Annotated in this window: 21 protein-coding genes and 1 pseudogene; 13 read left to right on the top strand and 9 right to left on the bottom strand. The window is 62.0% G+C overall.

Annotated features, from left to right (window positions below):
- Window positions 1–50: 50 nt before the first annotated feature.
- The gene (locus HU729_RS19120) at window positions 51–1,463 is read right to left on the bottom strand and encodes an amino acid permease (protein WP_186663902.1); all 1,413 of its coding nucleotides are present in this window, start codon (window positions 1,461–1,463) and stop codon (window positions 51–53) included.
- A gap of 333 nt (window positions 1,464–1,796) precedes the next feature.
- On the opposite strand from HU729_RS19120, the gene HU729_RS19115 reads away from it, so the two are divergent.
- Window positions 1,797–3,215, top strand: coding sequence for a PLP-dependent aminotransferase family protein (locus HU729_RS19115; RefSeq protein WP_054891567.1), 1,419 nt, complete (start codon window positions 1,797–1,799; stop codon window positions 3,213–3,215).
- 6 nt (window positions 3,216–3,221) lie between these two features.
- Here HU729_RS19115 and HU729_RS19110 read toward each other — a convergent pair whose 3' ends face one another.
- From HU729_RS19110 to lexA, 4 genes are read right to left on the bottom strand one after another with little or no spacing between them, the layout of a single operon-like run.
- Window positions 3,222–6,323: an error-prone DNA polymerase gene (locus HU729_RS19110; protein ID WP_202883563.1), complete on the bottom strand. Its 3,102-nt coding sequence runs from the start codon at window positions 6,321–6,323 to the stop codon at window positions 3,222–3,224.
- Entirely contained in the window at window positions 6,299–7,717 is a 1,419-nt protein-coding gene (locus HU729_RS19105) for a DNA polymerase Y family protein (RefSeq protein WP_186711260.1), read from the bottom strand. The genes HU729_RS19110 and HU729_RS19105 overlap by 25 nt, the downstream gene beginning before the upstream one ends.
- Before the next feature lie 6 nt (window positions 7,718–7,723).
- Entirely contained in the window at window positions 7,724–8,344 is a 621-nt protein-coding gene (imuA, locus tag HU729_RS19100) for a translesion DNA synthesis-associated protein ImuA (RefSeq protein ID WP_186711259.1), read from the bottom strand.
- The gene (gene lexA / locus HU729_RS19095) at window positions 8,344–8,961 is read right to left on the bottom strand and encodes a transcriptional repressor LexA (RefSeq protein ID WP_186711258.1); all 618 of its coding nucleotides are present in this window, start codon (window positions 8,959–8,961) and stop codon (window positions 8,344–8,346) included. The genes imuA and lexA overlap by 1 nt, the downstream gene beginning before the upstream one ends.
- 183 nt (window positions 8,962–9,144) lie before the next feature.
- On the opposite strand from lexA, the gene HU729_RS19090 reads away from it, so the two are divergent.
- The 8 genes from HU729_RS19090 (at window position 9,145) to HU729_RS19055 (ending at window position 16,159) form a co-directional block, all read left to right on the top strand.
- Window positions 9,145–9,822 carry a thermostable hemolysin gene (locus HU729_RS19090; RefSeq protein WP_186663890.1) on the top strand — a complete coding sequence of 226 codons (678 nt, stop codon included), beginning with the start codon at window positions 9,145–9,147 and terminating at the stop codon, window positions 9,820–9,822.
- Window positions 9,812–11,275, top strand: coding sequence for an AMP-binding protein (locus HU729_RS19085; RefSeq protein WP_186711257.1), 1,464 nt, complete (start codon window positions 9,812–9,814; stop codon window positions 11,273–11,275). Before HU729_RS19090 ends, HU729_RS19085 begins: the two co-directional genes overlap by 11 nt.
- 8 nt (window positions 11,276–11,283) lie before the next feature.
- A complete protein-coding gene (locus HU729_RS19080; RefSeq protein ID WP_186663886.1) occupies window positions 11,284–11,964 on the top strand; it encodes an iron-containing redox enzyme family protein in 681 nt (226 codons plus the stop codon).
- On the top strand, window positions 11,951–12,757 hold the full coding sequence (locus HU729_RS19075; RefSeq protein WP_186663884.1) for an SDR family oxidoreductase: 807 nt from the start codon (window positions 11,951–11,953) through the stop codon (window positions 12,755–12,757). Before HU729_RS19080 ends, HU729_RS19075 begins: the two co-directional genes overlap by 14 nt.
- Window positions 12,754–13,395 carry a hypothetical protein gene (locus HU729_RS19070; protein WP_186663882.1) on the top strand — a complete coding sequence of 214 codons (642 nt, stop codon included), beginning with the start codon at window positions 12,754–12,756 and terminating at the stop codon, window positions 13,393–13,395. The genes HU729_RS19075 and HU729_RS19070 overlap by 4 nt, the downstream gene beginning before the upstream one ends.
- A 2-nt stretch (window positions 13,396–13,397) precedes the next feature.
- Window positions 13,398–14,060: a response regulator gene (locus tag HU729_RS19065; protein ID WP_186663880.1), complete on the top strand. Its 663-nt coding sequence runs from the start codon at window positions 13,398–13,400 to the stop codon at window positions 14,058–14,060.
- Complete coding sequence (locus HU729_RS19060; protein WP_186711256.1) at window positions 14,057–15,418, top strand: ATP-binding protein; 1,362 nt, start codon at window positions 14,057–14,059, stop codon at window positions 15,416–15,418. The genes HU729_RS19065 and HU729_RS19060 overlap by 4 nt, the downstream gene beginning before the upstream one ends.
- Before the next feature lie 81 nt (window positions 15,419–15,499).
- A complete protein-coding gene (locus tag HU729_RS19055) occupies window positions 15,500–16,159 on the top strand; it encodes an HAD-IA family hydrolase (protein ID WP_186711255.1) in 660 nt (219 codons plus the stop codon).
- Window positions 16,160–16,223: 64 nt separating this feature from the next.
- Here the strand turns inward: HU729_RS19055 and HU729_RS19050 are convergent, their stop codons facing one another.
- Both HU729_RS19050 and HU729_RS19045 read right to left on the bottom strand, forming a co-directional pair.
- On the bottom strand, window positions 16,224–17,423 hold the full coding sequence (locus HU729_RS19050; protein ID WP_186711254.1) for an MFS transporter: 1,200 nt from the start codon (window positions 17,421–17,423) through the stop codon (window positions 16,224–16,226).
- A 113-nt stretch (window positions 17,424–17,536) separates the two neighbouring features.
- Window positions 17,537–18,436: a LysR family transcriptional regulator gene (locus tag HU729_RS19045; protein ID WP_186711253.1), complete on the bottom strand. Its 900-nt coding sequence runs from the start codon at window positions 18,434–18,436 to the stop codon at window positions 17,537–17,539.
- Window positions 18,437–18,509: 73 nt separating this feature from the next.
- On the opposite strand from HU729_RS19045, the gene HU729_RS19040 reads away from it, so the two are divergent.
- Window positions 18,510–18,848 (top strand): cupin domain-containing protein, encoded by a 339-nt coding sequence (locus HU729_RS19040; RefSeq protein ID WP_186663872.1) that lies wholly within the window; start codon window positions 18,510–18,512, stop codon window positions 18,846–18,848.
- Here HU729_RS19040 and HU729_RS19035 read toward each other — a convergent pair.
- A complete protein-coding gene (locus tag HU729_RS19035; RefSeq protein ID WP_186663871.1) occupies window positions 18,845–19,387 on the bottom strand; it encodes an Rrf2 family transcriptional regulator in 543 nt (180 codons plus the stop codon). The two genes, HU729_RS19040 and HU729_RS19035, sit on opposite strands and share 4 nt — an antisense overlap.
- Before the next feature lie 311 nt (window positions 19,388–19,698).
- Here HU729_RS19035 and HU729_RS19030 point away from each other — a divergent pair, with 311 nt between their 5' ends.
- From HU729_RS19030 to HU729_RS19020, 3 genes are all read left to right on the top strand, one after another.
- The gene (locus HU729_RS19030; RefSeq protein WP_186711252.1) at window positions 19,699–20,682 is read left to right on the top strand and encodes an IS5 family transposase; all 984 of its coding nucleotides are present in this window, start codon (window positions 19,699–19,701) and stop codon (window positions 20,680–20,682) included.
- 632 nt (window positions 20,683–21,314) lie between these two features.
- A complete protein-coding gene (locus tag HU729_RS19025; RefSeq protein ID WP_186663869.1) occupies window positions 21,315–22,376 on the top strand; it encodes an LLM class flavin-dependent oxidoreductase in 1,062 nt (353 codons plus the stop codon).
- Between the two features lie 17 nt (window positions 22,377–22,393).
- Window positions 22,394–23,167, top strand: coding sequence for an arylamine N-acetyltransferase (locus HU729_RS19020; protein WP_186663868.1), 774 nt, complete (start codon window positions 22,394–22,396; stop codon window positions 23,165–23,167).
- Window positions 23,168–23,571: 404 nt separating this feature from the next.
- Here the strand turns inward: HU729_RS19020 and HU729_RS19015 are convergent.
- Window positions 23,572–23,901: pseudogene (locus HU729_RS19015) on the bottom strand (IS3 family transposase); the annotation flags it as partial.

Here is a 23,901-nt window from a genome sequence, read left to right as displayed (position 1 = left end):
GGCCGGCCCCCTGGGGAACCGGCCGCGTTTTCCGTACAGCCCGGCAGCGGTCAGTGACGCTTGGCGCTGCGGATCTGGTGTACCACACCCATGGCCACCACGATGGCTGCGGCGATACCGGTGGAGATCACCAGAATCTGGTAGTCAGGCATGAAGGCCATGGTCACCAGTGCGGCAACGATGAAGGCGATCACCAGGTAGGTCAGCCAGGGGAACAGCCACATCTTCAGACGCACCTCGCGGCCCTCGGCGATCAGCTTGCGGCGCATGCGCAGTTGCGAGAAGGCGATCACCAGGTACACCAGCAGGGCGATCATGCCAGTGGTGTTCATCAGGGTTTCCAGCACGTCCTTCGGGCGCAGGGTCTCGCTGAAGTTGATCAGCGCGCAGACCACCGCCACGGCGCACGAGCCGAGGATTGCGTACACCGGGACACCGGTGCCGGCGCGGGTGATCTTGAAGAACGACGGCGCATCGCCCCGCTGGGACAGCGAGAACAGCATGCGCGAAGCGGTGTAGTGGCCGGAGATCAGGCAACTGCTCACCGAGGTCAACACCACGAAGTTCATCAGCAGCTCGGCATACGGCACACCCAGCAGTTCCAGGGTGCGGCGGTAGGCGCCATAACCGGAAACGCCCAGGTGCGGATCGTTCCACGGCACCAGGCAGACGATCAGGAAGATCGAGCCGACGTAGAACAGGCACACACGCCACACCACCGAGTTGGTGGCCTTGACGATCTGGGTAGCCGGGTCCTTCGCTTCCGAAGCCGCGATGGTCACGATTTCGGCACCGAGGAAGGCGAACATCACCCCGAGCAAGGCGCCGATCACCGTGGTGATGCCGTTGGGCATGAAGCCTTCGGCGGTCAGGTGGGTGATGCCGCGCACCTCACCGAACTGCCAGACGTTCATCACGGCGGCGGTACACACCACCAGGAAGCAGACGATCGCCACCACCTTGATCAAGGCGAACCAGAACTCGAACTCGCCGTAGTGCTTGACGTTGAAGAAGTTCACGGTGATCAGCAGCAAGGTGGTCGCCAGCACGAACACGTTGACGCTGACGTCGGGGAAGAAGCCATGCAGGATCTTGCCCGCCACGTAGGCTTCCCAGGCCATGAGGATGACCCAGTACCACCAGTACAGCCAACCGATGGTGAAACCGGCCCAGCGCCCGATGGCGCGGTCGGCATAGGTGGAGAACGAGCCGGTGTCCGGCGAGGAGGTCGCCATCTCGCCGAGCATGCGCATGATCAGCACCACCAGGATGCCGCCGGCGAGGTACGCCAGGACAGCCGCTGGGCCGGCGCTGTGGATCACGCTGCCAGAGCCGACGAACAAGGCGCCGCCAATGACCCCGGCGATCGACATCATCGTCAGGTGGCGCGACTTGAGCGAGGCACTGAGCTTGCTCTCGTGCCCGCCTTCCGCGGAGGTGGTGGATGTGGATGTTGCGTCCATCAGTTGTGTACCCCGTGCTTCTTTTTATCCAAGGAAAAACTGTGAAACCCCGATGGTTATCGGCCTCACCTGTACATCAGCGCTATTGCGGGCAGGAGGTGTGAGGAACACACGCAGACCTTCCATGGCGGCCTGCTGACGCGCCCGAGGGTTGCCGCTCGGGCGAACTGAACGTGTTGCATCTGGCGATATCTGACACCTAATGTAAAAATGTCCGCCACATAGAGCCATGCACAGTGGCATGAAACTCGCACTGCACTGTACAGGCCGCCAATGCAATACACCCGCGACACCCTGCAGGCGCTTGGCGTTACGCACACCTGAAGGCACCCCATGCTGCGACTACATCCGGACTCCCCTACCCCGCTGGTCAACCAGATCATTGACGGGTTGCGCGAGCTCATCGACAACCAGACCCTCAAGCCCGGCGCCAAGGTGCCGTCTATCCGCGCGTTCGCCTCGACCTACTCGGTGAGTACCTTCACCGTGGTCGAAGCCTACGACCGCCTGGTGGCCCAGGGGCTGCTGGTCAGTCGCGGCAATGCGGGTTTCTTCGTCAGCCGCTCGGCGGGCGAGTTGCTCGACACGCACACCCCGCAAGCTGACACAACCCGACCATCGTTCAACTCCGAGTGGTACCTGCAACAGATCTTCGAGACCCGCCAACTGCCATTCAAACCCGGCTGCGGCTGGCTGCCCAACGACTGGATGTACGAAGACGGCTTGCGTCGCGGCATGCGCCAGGTGGCCGGCAGCCCGCTGGAGCTGTCTGGCTATGGTGACCCGATGGGCTTGCCCGAACTGCGCGCGCTGACCGCACAGAACCTGCAGCAGGAGCTGTCGATCGTCGCCAGCCCTGCGCAACTGATGCTCACCCATGGCGCCAGCCAGGCGCTGGACCTGGCGGTGCGCACCCTGGTGCGACCGGGTGACGTGGTGCTGGTGGACGACCCAGGCTATCCCAACCTGATGAGCATCCTGCGCTTTCAGGGCGCGACCCTGGTCGGCGTGCCCCGCACACCGGTGGGCTACGACCTCGACCAGTTGGAGCGCTTGCTCGCCCACCATCGCCCGACAGTGTTCTTCACCCAGCCACACCTGCACAGCCCGACCTGTTCGCGCACGCCGCTGGCGCAGTTGCACCGCCTGCTGCAACTGGCGTCGCAGCATGGCTTGCGCCTGGTGGAGAACAACCTCTACGCCGACATGATCGCCGAGCCGCAGCCGTGCCTTGCCAGCCTCGACCATCTGCAGCAGGTGGTATACGTGGGCAGCTACTCCAAGAGCATCTCGCCCAACGTGCGGGTGGGCTACCTGGTGGCTGAAGCCGAGGTGATGCAGCAGCTGTTGCAGTTGAAGATGCGTTCAGGGCTGACCACCTCGCAGGTGATGGAGCGCGTGGTGTACGCCGCAGTGATCGACGGTCGCTGGCGCAAGCACCTCAAGCGCCTGCGCCAACGCCTGGCCGAAGCGCATCAGGAAGTGGGTCGGCACCTGCATCGGCTGGGCTTCGAGCTGTTCATCGAATCGGATGAAGGCATGTACATCTGGACCCGCCACCCGGCCATCCCCGACAGTGCGGCATTGCTGGACGATGCGCTGGAACAGGGGATCATGCTTGGGCCTGGGCAGTTGTTCATGGTCGATGCGCAGGCCACGGGGTGGATGCGGTTCAATGTGGCGTTCAGCACGGATCCCGGGATGTGGGAGTTGCTGGAGAAGGTGTTGGTGCGGCATGTCAGGCGAGGGTGAGGAAGGCTAATGAAAATCCCGACTCCTCACATCCAGCCCCCGCAATAACCCACTGACATCCTCCAACCGCCGCGCGATCAAGTGTCTGACACCATTTTCCTGCTCCAGCCGACCACTGACCTTGAGCAGTTGCGAGCCCACCAGGGCTCGCCGCTGTCGCTCGGCCAGATCCCGCCACACCACCACATTGAGCATGCCGAACTCGTCCTCCAGGGTGACGAAGGTCACGCCGCTGGCCGTCTGGGGGCGCTGGCGACCTACGACGATGCCGGCCACGGCGACACTGTCGCCATGGCTCAAGCCATCCAGCTCACGGGAGCTGCGGCAACCCAGCGCGCGCAGGCGTGAACGCAGCAGCGTCAAGGGATGCGGGCCAAGTGTGGTGCCAAGGGTCGCGTAGTCGGCGAACAGGTCTTCGGCCACACTCGGCGCCGGCAAGCTCACTTCGCTCTCAGGCGCAGACTCGACCCCAGCGAACAACGGCAGTTGCGCCTGCACGGCAGCGACCTGCCAGCGCGCCTGATGGCGATCGCGAGCCAGGGCACGCAAGGCACCGGCATCGGCCAGGCGCGCGCGGGCGCGGCTGTCGAGGGACGCACGCAGGCACAGATCCTCGACATCCCGCCATGGCTGCTGCGCCCGCGCCTGCTCCAGGCGCCGGGCGTCGTCTTCGCCGAAACCGCGGACCTGCCGCAGCCCCAGGCGAATCGCCAGGGCGCCGTTGCCCTGCGGTTCCAGGGTGCAGTCCCACAGGCTGTGAACGACATCCACCGGTCGCACTTCGATGCCCTGCCGACGCGCCTCCTGCAAAAGCTGGTCCGGGCTGTAGAAGCCCATGGGCCAGCTGTTGATCAACGCGCAGGTGAAGATCGCCGGCTCGTGGCACTTGAGCCAACTGCTGGCATAGCACAGCAAGGCGAAGCTGGCGGCGTGGGACTCGGGAAAACCATAGCTGCCGAAGCCCTTGATCTGCTCGAAGATGCGCTCGGCAAAGGCCAGCTCGTAACCGTTGCGCAACATGCCCTCGAGCAAACGCACGCGATGCGGCTCCAGCCCGCCATGACGCTTCCACGCCGCCATGCTGCGGCGCAACTGGTCGGCTTCGCCCGGGGTGTAGTCGGCTGCAACCATGGCCAGCTCCATCACCTGCTCCTGGAACAAGGGCACGCCGAGGGTGCGCTCGAAAACCGCCTTGAGCTTTTCCGAAGGATAGGTGACCGGCTCTTGCTTCAGACGCCGCCGCAGATACGGATGCACCATGTCCCCCTGGATCGGCCCGGGCCGCACGATCGCCACTTCGATGACCAGGTCGTAGAAGGTGCGCGGCTTAAGGCGCGGCAGCATGGCCATCTGTGCCCGCGACTCGATCTGGAACACACCCATGGTCTCGGCGCGGCTGATCATCGCGTAGGTGGCCGGGTCTTCCTGGGGGATGCTGGCCAGGGTCAGCTCGCGGCCACGGTGCAGCCGGAGCAGATCGAAGCAACGGCGCAGGGCGCTGAGCATGCCCAGGGCGAGCACATCGACCTTGAGCAGGCCGACCATGTCCAGGTCGTCCTTGTCCCATTGGATCACCGTGCGCTCGGGCATGGCGGCGTTCTCCACCGGCACCAGCTGGTCCAATGGCTGTTCGGAAATCACGAAGCCGCCAGGGTGCTGCGACAGGTGCCGAGGGAAACCGATCAGCTCGCCGGCCAGCACCAGGATGCGTCGCAACGACGGGCTCTGCGCCTCGAAGCCGGCCTCGGCCAGGCGCTGCGCATCGGGGATGCGGTCGCTCCAGCGCCCGCAGCATTTGGCCAGGGCATCCACCTGGTCGCTCGGCAGGCCCAGCACCCGAGCCACGTCACGCACGGCGCCGGCGGCGTGATAAGTGCTGACCACCGCCGTAAGTGCCGCGCGGTGCCGGCCATAGCGCCTGAACACGTACTGAATCACCTCTTCGCGGCGGTCGTGTTCGAAATCCACGTCGATGTCAGGCGGCTCGTTGCGTTCGCGTGAGAGGAAACGCTCGAACAGCAGACGGTGGGTCATCGGGTCGAGCTCGGTGATCCCCAGCACGAAACACACCACCGAATTGGCGGCAGATCCCCGCCCCTGGCAGAGAATGTTCTGCCGACGGGCGAAATCGACGATGTCATGGACGGTGAGGAAGTAACTCTCGTACCCCAACTCTTCGATCAGCGCCAGCTCGCCTTCGAGGGCCTGGTACACCTCGGCGCTCGCGCCTTGCGGCCAGCGTATCGCCAGGCGCTGCTCGCACAACCGACGCAACCAGCTCGCCGGGCTGTGGCCTTCGGGGACCAGCTCACGGGGGTACTGGTACTTCAGCTCGCTCAGCTCGAAGCGGCAGCGCTCGGCGATGACCAGGGTTTCGGCCAGCAGGTCGCCGGGGTGCAGTTCGGCCAGTTGTTCGCGGCTGCGCAGGTGACGTTCGCCATTGGGGTAGAGGTAGCCACCGGCTTCGGCCACCGTGCAGTGCTGGCGGATCGCGGTCATGCAATCCTGCAAGGCGCGACGGCCACGCACATGCATGTGCACGTCACCACAGGCCACGGCGCGAATCGCCAGTTGCCCGGCCAGGACACGCAAACGCTGCAAGCGCGATGCGTCGTCGCTGCCACGGTGCAGGTGCACCGCCAGCCACAGGCGGTCGGGGAACAGTGTCTGCAACCAGCGACCGGGTTCGGGGTCGCCAGGGTCGTCAGCGATCCACAGCGCCAGCAAGCCTGCGCAATGGGCCTGCAGGTCTTCGGCCAGTAATCGATACTCACCCTTCTCTGCCCGGCGCCGCGCGCGGGTGATGAGCGCGCAGAGGCTCTGGTAGCCGGTCAGGTTCTCCACCAGCAGCACCAGGCGCGGCCCGTCCTGCACCTGCACTTCGCTGCCGACGATCAACCTTACGCCATGCTCACGGGCTGCCTGCCAGGCACGGACAATACCGGCCAGGGTGCATTCGTCGGTGATTGCCAGGGCCTGATAGCCCTGCTCATGGGCTCGACGAAACAGCTCGTCGGCGCTGGAGGCGCCGCGCTGGAAACTGAAATTCGACAGGCAATGCAGCTCGGCATACTCAGGCAGGCTCATGCGAACCAGCCCTGCAGCCATAGGGGGCCGGGTTGGGCGAGGTCGCGGTAGGCCCAACCGCGCAGCCCTTCGCGGGTTTCGATGCGGTAGTAGTCACGGCGCACATCGCCGCCATCCCACCAGCCCGACTCGATGCGCTCGGCCTGGCCAAGCCATTGCAGGCCGCCCTCGGGCAAGGCCAGGGCCTGGGCCAGCAACCAGCCAGGACGACTACCGGGCGCGACCGCCAGGCTGCCCGCCGCGCCCTGCTCGCTGGCCTGCCAGGCGTGCTCGGGACGGTGATCGGCTTCGGCGCGCAGGCCCTTGACCGCCTCGTCCCCCAACCGCGCCCGCAGGCGCTCGCGCAACTGTTCCCAGGGCTGGGCCTGCTGCGCGCGCGGGTCGAACAACGCACGATGCTGAGGCACGAAGGGTGGCAGGTCGTCGGCCAGCAGGCGCAGGTTGCGCACCGGTGCCGGAATGCGCAGCGGTTCCAGCCGGCCACGGGCCAGTTCGAAGAGCATCGCCGCTTCGCGCTCGGCCGCCAGCAAGCCGACCTTGAGCACGGTATCCGGCCCTTCGGCGTGCTCCAGATGCAGGTCGAAGCGCTGCACGCCGCAGTCACGCCCGGCAAGAAAGGCGGCCAGATCGTTGATCAACCGGCGCAGGGGAAACAACAACGCCTGGTGCGATTCCACATCGAAATTCAGCTCCAGCCTGGACTCGAAGCGGTCTGGCGGCTGATAGAAATCCAGCCCCAGCGCACGCTGGCCGAAGAGTTGGTCCAGGTGCAACTGCACAGGCGCAGCAAAACGCTTGGCCAGGGCAGCGCGCGGCAAGGCCATGACCTCCCCCAGCCGACGCAAGCCCATGCGCGAGAAGGCTTGGGCGGCATCGGCAGGCAAGCCCACCCGGTCCAGAGGCATGTTCGCCAATGCCGCGCGCGTCTGCTCGGCGCAGGTCAGCGCCAAGCCATCGTGCCCGTTGGCCAGCATGCGTGCCGCCACCGGGTTGCTCGCCAGCACAATTCGATGGCGCAGGCCGAGCCCCTGCAGCTCTGTACGCAGGCGCGCCCCGAAACTCGACCACGGACCGAACAGTTGCAGGCTCGACCCCACCTCCAGCAACAACGCACGTGGATAGTGCAGGCTGACCTGGGCGCTGAACCGATAGGCCCAGGCCGCCAACAGTTGCTGTACCTCATCGATACGCGCCGGATCGGCCTCGACACAGGTGAAGCCGTCAGCCAGGGCCCGGGCGGCAGCCAACGTCTGCCCGGCGCGCAGGCCCAGGTCGGCGGCCGCCGCATTGACCGCCTGCAACACGCGCCGTTGAGTTGTGCCGCCCAGCAATACCAGTGGTGAATCGGCGTCGTCCCGTCCGCGCTGGACAGTGTCCAGCGCCAGTTGCGGCAGCAGGATGCAGGCCCAGAGCATGGCGCATCAGCCTCGTCCGGGAGCAGCGATGGGCGTGGCCGGCACCAGGCCGCCACGGCACTTGAGCACGCGCCACTGTGCCGGACGCGTATCGATGGCGATACGCAAAGCCGCAGGCGACGGGTTGTGTGCCGCCTGCTGGGATCGACAGGCGAAGGCCAGCGCATCGCCGGTTTCAGCGGCCACCTGCAGGCGGCGCAACGCTCGGTCGTCGGTGCGTTCCGGCCAGCACAGCACCGCGGCACAACTGCCAGAGCGCAGGCACTGCTCGGCAGCCCACAGGGCATCGTCCGGCTCAGCCGCGACCTGCGCCAGCCAGCGCAGATCGACGCCTGCCGCCTGCCAGGCCGGTGCGTAGGGAATGAATGGCGGCGCCACCAGCACCACCCGCCCACCCTCGCCACTCAGCCGGGCGAGTGTCGGCCAGAGCAACTGCAGCTCACCGCAACCGGGGCTGGCCAGCAGCAACTCGCTGAGCGCCGCCGACGGCCAGCCCCCCTCAGGCAGACGCTCGTCCAGCACGGCATGACCGGTGGGCTGCAGGCCGAGCGGGCGCGCCTGAACCTGCCGCCCACGCCAGATTCGGCGCTGGTCGAGCAGCCCCTCGAGATCGACCACCGCGCCCATCAGTCACGCCTCAGCAGGCCGCAGAACACGCCTTCGATGCAGAAGTCGTGCTCGGGGCCCACGTCGATGGGGGCATAGGCCGGGTTGCGCGGCAACAGCCGATAGCCGCCAACCACCCGTTGCAGGCGCTTGATGGTGACCTCGCCATCGAGCCGCGCGACGACGATCTGCCCGTCACGGGCATCGGCCTGCTGGAGAATGCCAACCAGATCGCCGTCGAGGATGCCGTCGCCGATCATCGAATCGCCCCGCACCTTGAGCAGGTAGTCGGGCGTGCGGCGGAACAGGCTGGGGTCGATCAGCAGTTGTTCGTGGATGCCCAGGTCCGGGCCGATCGGTGCACCGGCGGCGACCCGGCCAAGCACCGGAATCTCGAGGATCTCCGGGCGGCGCAGCGGTTCGGCCAGGCGAATGCCTCGCGCCTGGTTAGGCGTGACCTCGATGTAGCCGCCCTCATGCAGGGCGGTGATGTGCTTGCGCGCCACGCTGCGCGAGGCAAAACCGAAGCGCTCGGCGATATCGGCCAGGCTCGGCGGCTGGCCGTGGTCGGCGATGCGCTCGCGGATGAATTCGAGAATGGCGCGGCGTTTGGGGGATAATTTGTCCATGGAGCACATTTGTACTCTTTTCCAGGAACACTGAACAGCCCCCTTCGTCGCCGCACCTCGGGTCTTTGCCCAGGCCGACGCCCTCGAACAGCGCCCCTGTGGCGCGCAACCGACATCGAACGCACCACTTCAGATTCCATTCAGATTCGATACCGATAATCCACCCCGTCAAGCCCAATTGGGGGGAGTTTCATGACCGAATCTCAATGGAGCAGCCTGCTCCCACTCGCTATCGGCAATCACCCGGATCATCGCGCGCACCTGTCGCTTCATCGAGCGGATGACCCCACGCGCAAGGACTTGGAGCACTTTATCCACCAATGTTTTGCCACCGTGCACCAGGCCGATGTGCAGCATTACCTGCCAGAGCTGCTGGCATTGCAGGACAGTCACGGCCAACTGATCGCAGCTGCAGGCATGCGCCCCGCCTGCGAGGGTCCGCTTTTCCTCGAAAAGTATCTGGACATGCCCTTGGAGGCCGCCGTTTCCCAGCTCACAGGCACTTCGCCAAGCCGCGCCTGCATGGTCGAGGTAGGCAACCTGGCTTCGCTCAGCGCCGGCAGCGCCCGCATCATTATCATTGCCATCACCTGGCTGCTTGCCATCCGTGGCCTTGAGTGGGTCGCATTCACCGGCGCCGCGACCTTGATCAACAGCTTTCGGCGGCTAGGGCTGACACCCACCGTGCTGGCGTCGGCCGACCCAAACCGCTTACCAGGCCAGGTAGACCAATGGGGGACCTACTATGACCAACGCCCCCAGGTGTTCGTCGGGCGCATCGGCGATGGCTTCGACGCGTTGACCCGATCCGGCGTATTCCAACGACTGGGCTTTCCCGCGATTGCCAGGGAGGCCGGTCATGCTGCGTGAACTGGAGCGTTTCCGCGAGCAACTGATGTCGTTCGCACGTGATCATGCAGGTGCCGTGGCGGTCAAGGGTGCGACTGACCGTTACACCTATCGGCAATTGCTCGCAGAGGTGGAGCTGCGCGCTCAGGTGCTGCATCGACAACCTGCGGGTACATTGGTACTGGCCCTGGATAACGGCCCTGAGCTGTTGTTCTGGGATCTGGCGGCCTTGTTCGCAGAGCGCCCCTGCGTGATCGTGCCGTCGTTCTTCAGTGCGGCGCAGTTCGATCACTGCATTGTCCAAAGCGGTGCATCAGCCGTGTTGTGCACGACGCAGTGGACGCCGCATCTGCTAGACAAGGGATTTGTCCAGAATGGTGAGTTCTGGGTACGCGAAAACGCGACCTGCGCGCAATTGCCTGATGGCACAGCCAAGATCACCTACACCTCTGGCAGCACCGGCAACCCCAAAGGTGTCTGCCTCAGCGCCGAAGCCATACTGCGTGTAGCGCGCGAGCTGGAAGCTGCCAGCCGACCAGCCGAAACACTGCACTATCTGGCAGTGCTGCCAGTGGGTGTGCTGCTGGAGAATATTGGCGTCTACGCCGCACTGATGGCGGGCGCCTGTGTACAGCTATATCCGCAGCAGCAGTTGGGCATGAACGGGGCGAGCCAGGTCGACTTCAAGCGGCTGCTGGGCGTCATTGCGCTCAGCGGTGCGCAGAGCCTGATACTCGTACCGCAATTGCTGATGGGGCTGGTCATGGCCATCGAGCGCGGACTGATGCGCGTTGGCCCACTGCGTTTAGTCGCGGTGGGCGGTGCACGGGTATCGCCAAGCCTGCTGGCACGGGCCGAAGCGGTCGGGCTACCGGTGTTCGAAGGGTATGGTCTGTCGGAATGCGCGTCTGTGGTTGCGCTGAACCGTCCGGGGGCCATTCGCCCTGGCAGCGTCGGCAAGCCATTGCCCCACGTGCAGGTGCGCATTGCCGAGGACGGCGAGGTGCTGGTGGCCGGCTCGACCTTGCTTGGCTACCTGGAGGACGCCCCGTTTACCCAGTCATGGTGGGCGACCGGCGATCTCGGCCACCTCGACGACGAGGGCTACCTGTACCTGAACGGGCGCAAGAAACACCAGTTCATCACCAGCTTCGGGCGCAACGTCAACCCAGAGTGGGTTGAAGCCGAGCTGACCCAGAGCGGCGTCATCGCCCAGGCATTCGTACATGGCGAAGCCTTGCCGCACAACCTGGCACTGCTGTGGCCACTGGACCCCACCGCCAGCGATGAAGCCATCGAGCAAGCCGTGCAGCACTGCAACGCGCAACTGCCCGATTACGCCCGAGTGTCTGCATGGCGCCGTTTGCCGAGCCCACTGAGCATCCATGACGAGACCCTGACTGCCAATGGCCGTCCTCGGCGCGAGGCGATCCTGAAGCGTTACCACACGTTGTTATCCGACATTTCTTTGTGAGGTCTACCATGTCCTTTTTCGACACCCTGCAAACACAGACAGCCCAACAACGCCAGGCATTGTTCGCTGTGCCGGTGATCCGTGAAGCCTTGGCCGGCCAGGTCAGCCTGGACAGCTATGTCGCCTTCCTGACCCAGGCCTACCACCATGTTCGTCACACCGTTCCACTGATGATGGCCTGTGGCGCACGCTTGCCGTCGCGGCTGGAGTGGCTGCGCGGCGCGGTGTGCGAATACATCGAGGAGGAGTACGGCCACGAGCAGTGGATTCTCAACGACATCAAGGCGTGCGGCGGTGACTGGGAAGCGGTACGTGATGGTCGACCGGCACTGTCGATAGAGCTGATGGTCGCCTACCTCTACGACCTGATTGCTCGCGGCAACCCGGTCGGCCTGTTCGGCATGGTCAACGTGCTCGAAGGCACCAGCATCGCCCTGGCCACCCAGGCGGCGGGCACCATCCAAAGCACCCTGGGCCTGCCTAACCAAGCGTTCAGCTACCTCAGCTCCCATGGTGCGCTCGACCAGGGCCACATGCAGACCTACAAACAGTTGATGGACCGTCTCGACGATGCTGCGGATCAACAGGCCGTCATCCACGCAGCGAAAGTCGTCTATCGCCTGTACACCGAGATGTTCCAAGGCTTGCCACGCGCTGGGCAGCATGAGGTGAATCATGCGTTTGCCTGAATCTGTCGTGATCCTTACCGGCGCCAGTGGCGGCATTGGCCTGGAGCTGGCCGAGCAGTTGTGCGCTGCCGGTGCCCAGGTGCTGGCCGTCAGCCGACACATGGGCAAGCTGGCCAGCCTGATGAACCGATACCCGGACCGTCTGTACTGGCAAGCCGCCGACCTGCGCACACGAGAGGGGCGAGAACAGGTGGTCGCCCGCGCCCGCGAGAGGGGCCACGTCAACGTGCTGATCAACGCCGCTGGCGTGAACAGCTTCGCCCTGCTCGATCAGCTGGACGAGCAGGCGCTCGACGAACTGCTGGACATCAATCTGAAGGCGCCGCTGCAACTGACACGTGCCTGCCTGCCACTGCTGCGTGCTCAGCCCAAGGCGCTGGTGGTCAACGTCGGCTCAACCTATGGATCGATCGGCTATCCGGGCTACGCCACCTACTGCGCCAGCAAGTTCGCCTTGCGCGGGTTCTCGGAGGCGTTACGCCGTGAGCTGGCCGACACCACGGTCAACGTCCTGTACGCCGCCCCACGGGCAACTCATACCGCCATGAACAGCAGCGCCGCGACCGCGCTCAACCAGGCGCTGAAGGTCGGCATGGACGACCCGGCAGATGTCGCGCGCGCTGTGCTCGAGGCCGTGGAGTCCGAGCGCAGCGAGGTATACCTGGGCTGGCCGGAAAAACTCTTCGTGCGAATCAACAGCATGCTGCCAGGCATCGTCGATCGGGCGCTACGCAAGCAACTGCCCGTCATTCGCCGCTATATCGGTAACCACTCCAAGGAGTCAATCAAATGAAGCGCCTGTTCGTCGCCAGCTTGCTGGCATTCACACCTTTGACCTGGGCATTGGACCAAGCCGGCTCCGAACACCTGAGCAGCCTGCAGCAGCGCTGGGCGCAGATCCAGTATCAACTGCCCAAGGAAAAACGCGCCGACGCGCTTGAAAAGCTGGCTGGCGATGCCGCCACGTTCGTGCATCAGTACCCCGGCACCCCTGAACCCTTGATCTGGCAAGGCATCATCAACAGCAGCTGGGCCGGGGCTACAGGTGGCCTTGGCGCATTGAGCAAGGTCAAGGCGGCGAAGGCCAGCCTGGAACAAGCCATGAAACTGGACCCCAACGCCTTGCAGGGTTCGGCCTACACCAGTCTCGGCACGCTATACGACCAAGTGCCTGGCTGGCCGATCGGGTTCGGCGATTCCGACAAGGCAGACGCCTTGCTGCGCCAAGCCCTGCAGATCAACCCCAACGGGATCGACAGCAACTACTTCTGGGCCGATCACCTCTACCGGCAGAAGCGTTATCCTGAAGCCACTCAAGCCCTGCACAAAGCCTTGCAAGCCCCACCGCGACCAGGACGTGAGTTGGCTGACCAAGGTCGGCGCGGCGATATCGATGCTTTAATGAAAATGATCAAGGACAAACAGGACTGAGCATGCGGCTGCTGCTGGTTGAAGACGAAATTGCACTGGGTGAAGGGATCTGTGACGGTTTGCGCCAGGAGGGCTACACCCTGGACTGGCTTCGTGACGGTGTCAGTGGCTTGCATGCGCTGCAACATGAGAGCTTCGACCTGGTGATTCTGGATCTTGGTCTGCCTCGCATGGATGGCCTGGAACTGTTGCGACGGGTACGCGCCGGCGGCGAAAGCCTGCCGGTGCTGATCCTCACGGCACGGGATGCACTGGACGACCGTATCTCCGGCCTCGATGCCGGCGCTGACGATTACCTGGTCAAGCCTTTCGACCTCAACGAGCTCAAGGCGCGCTTGCGCGCCTTGCTGCGGCGCAGCGCCGGGCGCGCCAAGCTGTTGATCGAGCATGCAGGCGTCAGCCTCGATCCGGCCACCCAGCAAGTGCACTACAAAGGTAACGAGGTGGTGCTGACCCCCAAGGAATACCTGCTGCTGCACGAACTGTTGGCGCAACCGGGCAGGGTCTTCACCCGTGAACGCCTGACCCAGCTACTGTATGGCTGGGACGAAGAGCCCGAGAGCAATACCCTGGAGGTCAATATCTACCACCTGCGCAAGAAGCTGTTCAACGGTCTGATTCGGACGGTGCGCGGGATCGGCTACCTGGTCGAGGCGAAGGCATGACTTCGCTACGCCAACGCACACTCTGGCGGGTGATGCTATTGCTGCTACTGGGCACCGGCCTGCTGGCGCTCTACAACTATCACGACAGCCGCCGCGAGATTAACGAAGTCTATGACGCCCACCTCGCCCAGAATGCTCGCCTGCTACAGGGCGTCATGAACATGCCGGTGCAGGAAGGCTCACGGGAAGTGCTGTATCAGGCCTTCAACGAGGCTCTGAGCAAGGCAGGACGGCATCAGGTCGGGCACCCGTATGAAAGCAAACTGGCTTTCCAGGTGTGGCAGGAGGGGGCAGGCCTGCTGGTGCATACCCCCAGCGCGCCGGCGATGCCGCCTCCAACTGCGGCGGGCTTCTCCGATTTCACCTCCGCTGGCGAACAGTGGCGTGGTTTCGTGTTACCGGTGCCGGAGAAACACTGGGTGATCTGGGTAGGCGAGCGTGACGACGTACGTTACGACCTGATCGACCGCATCGTGCGTCACACCTTGCTGCCTTTTCTACTCGGCAGCCTGGCATTGGCATTGCTGGTCTGGGCCGCCATTGGCTGGGGACTTGGACCGCTCCAGAACATGGCCAATGTCATACGCGGGCGTCACGCCGACTCGCTGGAGCCTCTGCAACTGGTGCCCCTGCCCTCGGAGCTTGAGCCCATGCAGGCCGCCATCAACCGCTTGCTGGCCCAGATCAAGGACCTGCTACGGCGCGAGCATCGGTTCATCGCCGATGCCGCCCACGAAATGCGCACGCCGTTGGCGGTCCTGCGCCTGCATGCACAGAACGCCTTGGCTGCCAGTAACGATAGCGAGCGGCAAAAAGCGCTGGGCTTTCTCATGGGCGGGGTCGATCGGTTGACGCGAGTGGTCAATCAGCTGCTGACACTGGCCCGCGTCGAGCCCCGGCTGGGTCAGCGTGCGACTACCCGCGTAGACCTGGCCGAAGTGGTCGCCGACACACTGGCCGATCTGACCCCATGGATACTGGACCGGGGGCTGGAGCCCTCCCTGGAGATCGACGAAGGCGACCATCACTTGGTGATCGATGCTGGCGCGCTGGGCATCGCCCTGCAGAACCTGGTGTCCAACGCGGTAGAGCATTCACCGCCGGCAGGCCGCATCATCGTGTCACTCAAGCGCCTGGACAACGCCTTCGAATTAGTGGTCGAGGATGAAGGCCCGGGTATCGATGAAGCGAGTCTTTCCCGTGTCTTCGAACGGTTCTACAGTCGTAACACCACGAACGGCGCAGGTCTGGGTCTTTCGATAGTGGCGACTATCATCGATCGCCTTGGGGGTCAGGTGCGACTGAAAAATCGACCGCACAAAGGGCTGGCAGCCACCTTGCGACTGCCCATGGCGTGATGTCGAGGCCCTTGACCGGTCATCGATCAATACAGGTATGATGGCTGCTGCTGAATTGTTTCTTCACTGCCAGGATGCCCGATGCTGACCGCCCTGCTGTTCGACCTCGATGGGACCCTCACCGACACCGACACCCTCCACCTGCAGGCATTTCGCAAGCTGCTGCACGAGTACGACGGCCGCGAACTGACCCAGGAGCAATTCAACGCCCAGGTCAGCGGGCGTTCCAACGGTTTGCTGTTCAAGGAGCTGTTCCCCCAGGCCGATGCAGCTGAGTGCAAGGCTCTGGCCGACCGCAAGGAGGCGTTGTTCCGCGACATGTCGCCCACGCTCGAGCCGATGCCGGGCCTGCTGCGCCTGCTGGACCACGCCGAGCGCCACGGCATCGGCATGTGCGTGGTGACCAATGCCCCACGGCTGAATGCCGAGCACATGCTAGGGGCCATGGGCCTGGGCAAGCGCTTCGAGCATGTGCTGGTGGCCGACGAGCTGGCCCGGCCCAAGCCCGACCCCTTGCCCTACCTCACCGGCCTCCAGCGCCTGGAAGCCAAGGCAGAGCAGGCACTGGCCTTCGAGGACTCACTGCCCGGCGTGAAAGCGGCGGTCGACGCCGGGATCTTCACCGTGGCCCTGGCCACCACCCAACCAGCCGAGCGCCTGCTGCAGGCCGGCGCGCAACTGGTGATCGAGGATTACAATGACCCACGGCTGTGGGCGTTGATCAAAGAGATGCAGGCGTAACCTGCTCCTCGACAGGAGCGGCGGTTCGCCGCTGCGACTTGGCCCGCGCCTACCGAAGGGTGGTTCAAGCCCGTCGCGCAACCATCAGGAAGATCACCAGCGCCAGCCCCGGCAATACCGCGCCCACCAGCGCCACGCCATTCCAGCCATAACCCGCATACAAGGCACTGGCCACCGCCGACCCCAGCGCACCGCCGATGAAGATACTGGTCATGTACACGGCATTGAGCCGCCCACGGCTGGCCGGGTCCAGCGCGTACACCTCACGCTGGCCGATCACCATGTTCATCTGCACGGCGAAGTCCAGCAGCACCCCGGTCAACCCCAGGCCGATCACGCTGTAGCCCGGCGCACTCAATCCGAACAGCAGCGACACTGGCGCCAGCACCAAGGCCAGCAACGACGCCTGGCGCGCATGCCCGGCATCGGCAAGGCGACCGGCAATCGGTGCAGCAATCGCGCCCACCGCGCCCACCAGCGCGAACAACGCGATCTGGCTCTGCGACAGGCCATGTTCGGTCGCCAGCGCCAGGGGCACGGCGGTCCAGTACAGGCTGAACGTCGCGAACATCAGGCCCTGATACAGCGAACGCTGGCGCAGCAACGGGTAGCGCCGAAGCAGCCCGCCCAGCGAGGCCATCAACTCGACGTAGCTGGCCTTGTGCTCCGGCACACGTCGCGGCAGGGTCACGGCCAGCAGCACGACGATTGCCGCCATCAGCACCGCCGCCCCCAGGAACACGGCACGCCAGCCGAAGTGATCGGCCACCAGGCTCGACAAGGGCCGTGCCAGCAGGATGCCCAACAGCAGGCCACCCATGATGTTGCCCACCACCCGGCCACGCTGTTGCTCCGGCGACAGATGCGCAGCCAGTGGGATCAGCATCTGCACCGCCACCGAACTGAAGCCGATCAGCAAGGCATAACCGAGAAACAGCTCACCTTGGCCATGCCCGCTGCTGCCCGCCAGGAGCAGGCTGGCGCAAGACAGCACAGCCGTGGCGATCATCAGCCGACGGTTCTCCACCAGGTCGGCCAACGGCACCAGCAACAGCAGGCCCAGGGCGTAACCCAGCTGGGTAAGCGAGACGATCAGGCTGGCACGCTCGGTGGACAGCCCAAGGTCAGGCGCAATCAGGCCGACGATGGGTTGGGCGTAGTAGATGTTGGCAACGATGGCACCACAGCAGAACGCCAGCAGCGTCACCAGGCCTCGGCTCAGTGATGTGCCGGACGTAGAGGATGTCGCTAAAGAAGCAGTCATTTCAGATTCTTCACACATGGCAAGACATGCGACGCACCTTAGCGGCCAGGGCCTGCCGAGGGAATCGGGCCACAGCGCAAAGCGCCGTTGCGCCAGGCGCAACGCCACCACGTTCAAGGCCTGAGCAACGACTCGCAGAACTCGATGAAAGCCGTTACCCGCCGCGACCAACGATGGTTGGGCAGATACAAGGCGTTGATATTGCCACTGGCAGCGATCGGATTGGCCTGCCAGCCCGGGAACAACCGCACCAGACGCCCGGCAGTGACATCGTCACGTACCAACCAGTCAGCCAGCAGGCTGACACCACTGCCCGCCACCGCCGCCTCGCGCAGTAAATCGGAGTTGGCGCAGCGCAAGGGCCCGGTCACATCCACCTCGATCAGCTCATCACCTTGGCGCAGTTGCCACGGTCGCCCCAGGCCACCATAGCGAAAGCGCAAGCAGGCATGCTCGCTCAGTTGCGCGGGGTGCTCGAGCGCAGGATGGCTGGCCAGGTAGTCCGGGCTGGCCACCAGCCAGCGCTCGAAAGTGCCCAGGGTCCGGCTGACCAGCTCGTCGCTCGGCGCCGGATCACCCAGGCGAATGGACAGGTCATAGCGCCCGTCAAGCAAATCGTCGAAGCGATCGCTCAGGTCGATATCCAGCTCCAGCGCGGGGTAGCGGGCCATGAAGCGCCCCAGGTGTGGCGCGATCATCCGCCGCCCGAACTCCACCGGCAGGCACAGGCGGAGCACGCCCACCGGTTCCTGTCCACGATCGGCGACGCTGGCATCGGCCTCGGCCAGGGCCGCAACGATAGCGCGGGCGCGCTGATAGTAGCCGACGCCCGCCTCGGTCAGGCTGACCTGCCGGGTCGAGCGGTTGAGCAGGCTGGTACCCAGCTCGCTTTCCAACGCATCGACCAGGCGCGTCACCGACGAGGTCGCGACCCCGAGCCTTCGGCCGGCAGCGGAAAAGCCCTGAGCCTCAACAGTCGCCATGAACATCTTGATGGCTAGCAGCTTGTCCATTGGCGTGGTTCCGTGCAGAAAATCCCGGAACCTTCCTACAATCACAGTCCGGAATCAAGAAAGGCAAACGTCCATGCCCGACAACCTGTTCAGCCCCCTGCCCCCGCTCGACCCTGCAACAGCCGAGCAATTCGACGAGCTGCTGCGCCGCCCGGGACTGCGCATCGAGCGCATCGTCTCCAGCGGCCAATGCAGCCCGCCCGGTTTCTGGTACGACCAGGCCGAAGGCGAGTGGGTTGTGGTACTCAGCGGCAGCGCCGGGTTACGCCTGGAGCACGAGAGCGAAACACGCATACTAAAGGCGGGCGACCACCTGGATATCCCGCCACATTGCAGGCACCGCGTAGAGTGGACGCAAGCCGATGCGACGACAGTCTGGCTGGCAGTGTTTTACGGGAGCGCCACCGACTAGAGCTGCTTGAGCGCGATTTCCGCCGCCCCACCCTTGCCATCGCGCCGCTCGCTCATCCAGTCGTTGACCTTCTGCCCGAACTCGGCCGGCGCCTTGCGCCCGAAACGCCGCGCCAGGTCGAGGATGGTCTGCTGGGCCAGTGCCTCTTCCATGCGTTTCTGCGCGCTGAGCATCACCGCATGGATGGCACAGGTGCCCTCGGTTGCCCATCCTGGCGCCGTGCCGTCGAACAGCGAGCAGCGCTCGCGGATCTCGCGGCAATCGAAGATCTTCTTCGGCCCATCGATGGCATTGACGATATCCAGCACGGTGATTTCATCCGAAGGCCGGGCCAGGCGAAAACCGCCGCGCACGCCTTCGGTGGCCGCCACCAGCCCGGCACGCGCCAACTTGGTGAAGACCTTGGCCAGGTATTCCTGCGGCACCCCTTGCAGTTCGGCGAGATCGCGCACGCTGGACTCGCGGCTGTCGCCGCGCTCGTCGATGAGAAACAGCAGGCAGTGAATGCCGTACTCGACGCCCGCGCTGTATAACGACATATCAATCTCCGACCAAATTTGTCGCAAATAGTACGCCCTTCTCCAGAAACTGGCAAAGCCGTCGGCCACTTGTCACGAAACGTAGACACGATGTCAGGATGACTTGACACCTTTAATGAAATCCATTCCTCTCCACTCACTTGGGTAATTTTTTCGTCAGTTATTATTTACGGAAACGGTATTCTCGAGGGTGAACAGGGCCAGCTCTATTTGAGATGTTTTTAGGGATTCTCCGATCAAGTCAGCACAGGCCATCTGACCTGTGCTGAAATAGCCCTTCGTCCAACTGCCCTCTACAAGCCCGCCATTACATGAGTCAGATGAGCTTTTCCGATTTCGAGTACGCCGGTAAGCGAAAGCAAACCCGTCGCGAGCGTTTCCTGGCCGAGATGGAACAGGTGGTACCGTGGAGCGGTTTGGTGGCATTGATCGAGCCGCACTATCCAAAGGCCGGCGGTGGTCGCAAGCCGTACCCACTGGAAACCATGCTGCGTGTTCACCTGCTGCAGAACTGGTTCTCGCTGAGCGACCCAGCCATGGAAGAGGCTCTGTACGAGATCACTTCGATGCGCCAGTTTGCGCGACTGACGCTCAGCGCTCCGATCCCCGAAGACACGACGATCATGAATTTCCGGCACCTGCTGGAGAAGCACCAACTGGCGTCGGGCATTCTGGAGACCATCAACAATTACCTGAGAGATAAAGGCCTGTCGTTGCGCCAGGGCACCATCGTCGACGCCACCATCATCCACGCACCCAGTTCGACCAAGAACAAGGACGGCAAGCGTGATCCTGAGATGCATCAAACGAAGAAGGGTAACCAGTACTTCTTCGGCATGAAGGCGCATATCGGTGCCGATGCCGAGTCGGGCCTGATGCACCACGTCCACGGCACTGCGGCGAATGTGGCTGATGTAACGGAGGTCGCTCACCTGTTGCATGGCGACGAAAATGTCATCTGTGCCGATGCGGGTTATACCGGCGTGGAGAAACGACCGGAGCATGAAGGGCGGCCAGTGATCTGGCAGATTGCGGCTCGTCGTAGCACCTACAAGCACTTGAGCAAACGCAGCGTGCTCTACAAAGCCAGGCGCAAGATCGAGAAGGTCGAAGCGCAGGCGCGAGCGAAGGTGGAACATCCATTCCGAGTGATCAAACGTCAATTCGGGTATGTGAAAACCCGCTTCCGTGGCTTGGCCAAGAACACGGCGCAACTGACCACGCTGTTTGCCCTATCGAATCTGTGGATGGTGCGCCGGCAATTATTGCCTGCTGCGGGAGAGGTGCGCCCGTGAGGGCAGATAACCAAGGCGTTGCCTTGGTTATCCAATAATCAGCTTCTGAAAATCGGGCTTTTCGGCATCCTCAATCCGCCCATTTTCGGCTGATGAGCAACTTGTTCGGAGTTTCCCTAGAGGTTTTTGCGAATAATTGGCCTTTAGGAAATGACAGAAATGATACTTTCAAGGGTCAAAGTCGAGAAAAAGGATCAGAAATGGCATTAGGCGGGTCTATGCTTGAATGAAATGAGTTCATTATCGCCTGGTGCTGACGATGATCTGGAGGCTTGATGCTGGAAGACAGTTTCCTGCAGAATTGATTTACACGGTGCGGCAAAAAGTAACCCAGTACATCGAGGCCAGGGGCGCTTGGAGGCATCATAGCGTTGAGGCCGTCATCCGCTCAAATAAGAACCGATGGTGTTGGAGGATGACACATTGACTTATCCAACTGGTAAACTCCCTGAAATGGAAATGGCGACGATTTGCCACTGGAATGAGAAAGGGACTGAACGATGAGTGGTTATTTACGATGGCTGCTCCTTTATGAAGCAATTAGGCCTGCTCAAATAATCAATGGCAGATCGGTAGCTAACCAGCCCCTCTGCCTGTTGAGCAGCAAGAAAGAATTCGTTGAGTAGTTCATTATGAATAACAATACATCACCATTCAAAATCGGCATCTCATCTATCGGTGCCCATCTGACAGATCCGATAACCGGTAAGAAATCCACGGAACAGGAACGGGTCAGGCATTTAATCGACATGGCCATGCAGGCTGAAGCGGCCGGTCTTGATATCTATGCACTGGGTGAAAGTCACGAAAAGGGATTTGTCAGCTCAGCGCATACCGTGATTTTGGGAGCTGTGGCACAAGCGACAAAAAACATTACTTTGATGAGTTCGGTCAGCGTAATCAGTACCCTTGACCCGGTAAGGGTGTATGAGGATTTTAGCACACTGGACCTGATCTCGAATGGGCGCGCGGAGATCGTGGCTGGTCGTGGTTCGCGGATCGGCGGCTTTGGCTTGCTGGGGTATTCACCCAACGATTATGAAGCACTGTTTGATGAAAAGCTCGAGCTGCTTACAATGATCAATGAAGCCAGTGCACAGCAACAGCCGATCAACTGGCAGGGAAGGTTTCGCGCCCCTCTGACAAATGCGCGGATCTACCCGCAGCCACTGCATGGAAAACTAAAAATTTGGCACGCCGTTGGTGGCCACAGCAGTAGTGCAATTGCCGCAGCGAACAGAGGTTTGTCGATGGTGATGACCACTCTGGCTGGGAGTTCCCTGAGCTTTAAAACGGCGATCGACGCTTACCGACGAGCGGCCGTGGCCGCAGGTCATAAGATGGAGGACATGCCCATCACCACGACCAGTTGGTTTCATACCGCGCAGAGCGACGAGCAGGCGGTTGAAGAGTTTCACCCTTATTTCAACGGTATGATGAGAGAATTACGCTCTGATTCGGTATCCATCGATTTCCTTCGCCACTCGCTGGCGATTGATAATGCAATGATGATTGGCTCGCCTGAAACGATCCTTGCCAAAATGAAGTATCAGTATCAGCTATACAGGCAGCAACAGTTCCTGGCTCACGTGGATACCGGGGCTTTACCGTTCGCTCTGGTAAAGAATAATGTCGAGGTGCTGGCTAATGTGATTGCACCTGTGTTACGCTCATTTATTGCTCGCGAATCGTAACTCACGGAGGTGGAGTCATGAACAGGATCAGCGCGGCTTTTTTCCGCCGTATCGGTTGGACTAAAACGATGGATTGGCATCATGACGGTATCAACCGCATGATTGCCAGCAGCCTGATTTCGTTGCCCTTCGACAATTTGAGCGTTTTCGATGCGCCTGACATTCAATTGAGCCAAGCCTACATTATCGAGAAAATTCTGACCAAGGGGCAAGGTGGCCTCTGCTACGAACTCAACCCACTGCTGCACCTGGTGATGGAGGAGTGTGGATTAGTAGCCAGCCTGATTACCGCCACGATTTACGATAATGCGGAAAAACAGTGGTTCGCTTTCTCCGACACTCACGTTCTGAATATTGTCGAGTGGAATGCCCGTGTGTGGGTGGTAGATATCGGCCTTGGGTTGAATAGTCCCCGTTTGTCGGTGCCGCTGGATGGTGAGGTCGTCGAGTATGGCGGGAGTGAATATCGGATCGTGCAAGAGGCCTCGTATTATCACCTGAACTATAAGCGAAGAGAGGCAACAGAGTGGAGTATTGGATACCGCTTCGCTATCGATTACCGGCGCGCCTCCATTGGGGAACTGGAGAGGAGCAGACATATTATTACTTTTGAAGAGGTATCGCCTTTCAATAAAAACCCTATGAGTGCCATTTTTACCGCGACCGGCCATGAGGTGATGACGCTTTCAGGGCACACCATTACCCGTAACGGAAAGAAAATAAAGATTCCACTTACAGAAACACAGTTCAGGGCATTAGTGAATGAGCGTGCTTGCCCAGTGGACGTCTGAGTGCGAAAGTGCGGATCATATTTTTATGAACCATAGTGACTTCCTGCCATACCTATGGTCGCACTTTATGGAGTAGAAATATTAGTCCGCAAAAATAAACCATTATTGATGCAGGCAACCGAACAAAAAACACCGCAGACCCACTTACACTCTTTAGTTGCCGAACTTAATCTTTCAATCGCCAGGTAACGGCTTGTAAAATTGAGCAGGATCAATGCTATCAATTATTTGCAAAATTGAATCAAGCTAGGTGATTTATTTTTTGAGCTTTTGGGGAGACTGTAGTCATAACAAGGCTTGGCAAGAAGCAACTCGAAAAGAGGCGAACGCAAAACTCAAGCCAAACCTTATAGCGAAATCAAATGACTTCCACAAAAACTTTCTCACTCTTGGCATGATAAATCGTTCGGCTCACTGCCCCTGGACTTCCGGGCAAGGTGGTTGAGCAATACTACTGCTGGCTCTGCGCCTTTAACCCTTGGACGACGGCGATAGCCCGTTTGCGAACGCAGCCTCTCTGCCTGCATCAAGCGACCGACTCGATTTCGTTCGCAGATCTTTCCTAGCTCTCTCAGTTCATCGTGAATCTTGCGATAGCCATACACCCACCCGCTTTCTAACCATACATGCTTGTTCAAGCTAGGCTGGCGCTGATCTTCTTTGGTTCTGGCAGTGAATCGCCCCTGGTTTCGTAGACACCTCCAAGCCTCATAATGAGGCCCAAATAGGAGGTG

The organism is Pseudomonas sp. RW10S2 (genome assembly GCF_014268985.1).
GTDB lineage: Bacteria > Pseudomonadota > Gammaproteobacteria > Pseudomonadales > Pseudomonadaceae > Aquipseudomonas > Aquipseudomonas wayambapalatensis.
The sequence above is the reverse complement of the archived record's forward strand: the minus strand, read 5'-3'. Positions and strand labels throughout refer to the sequence as shown.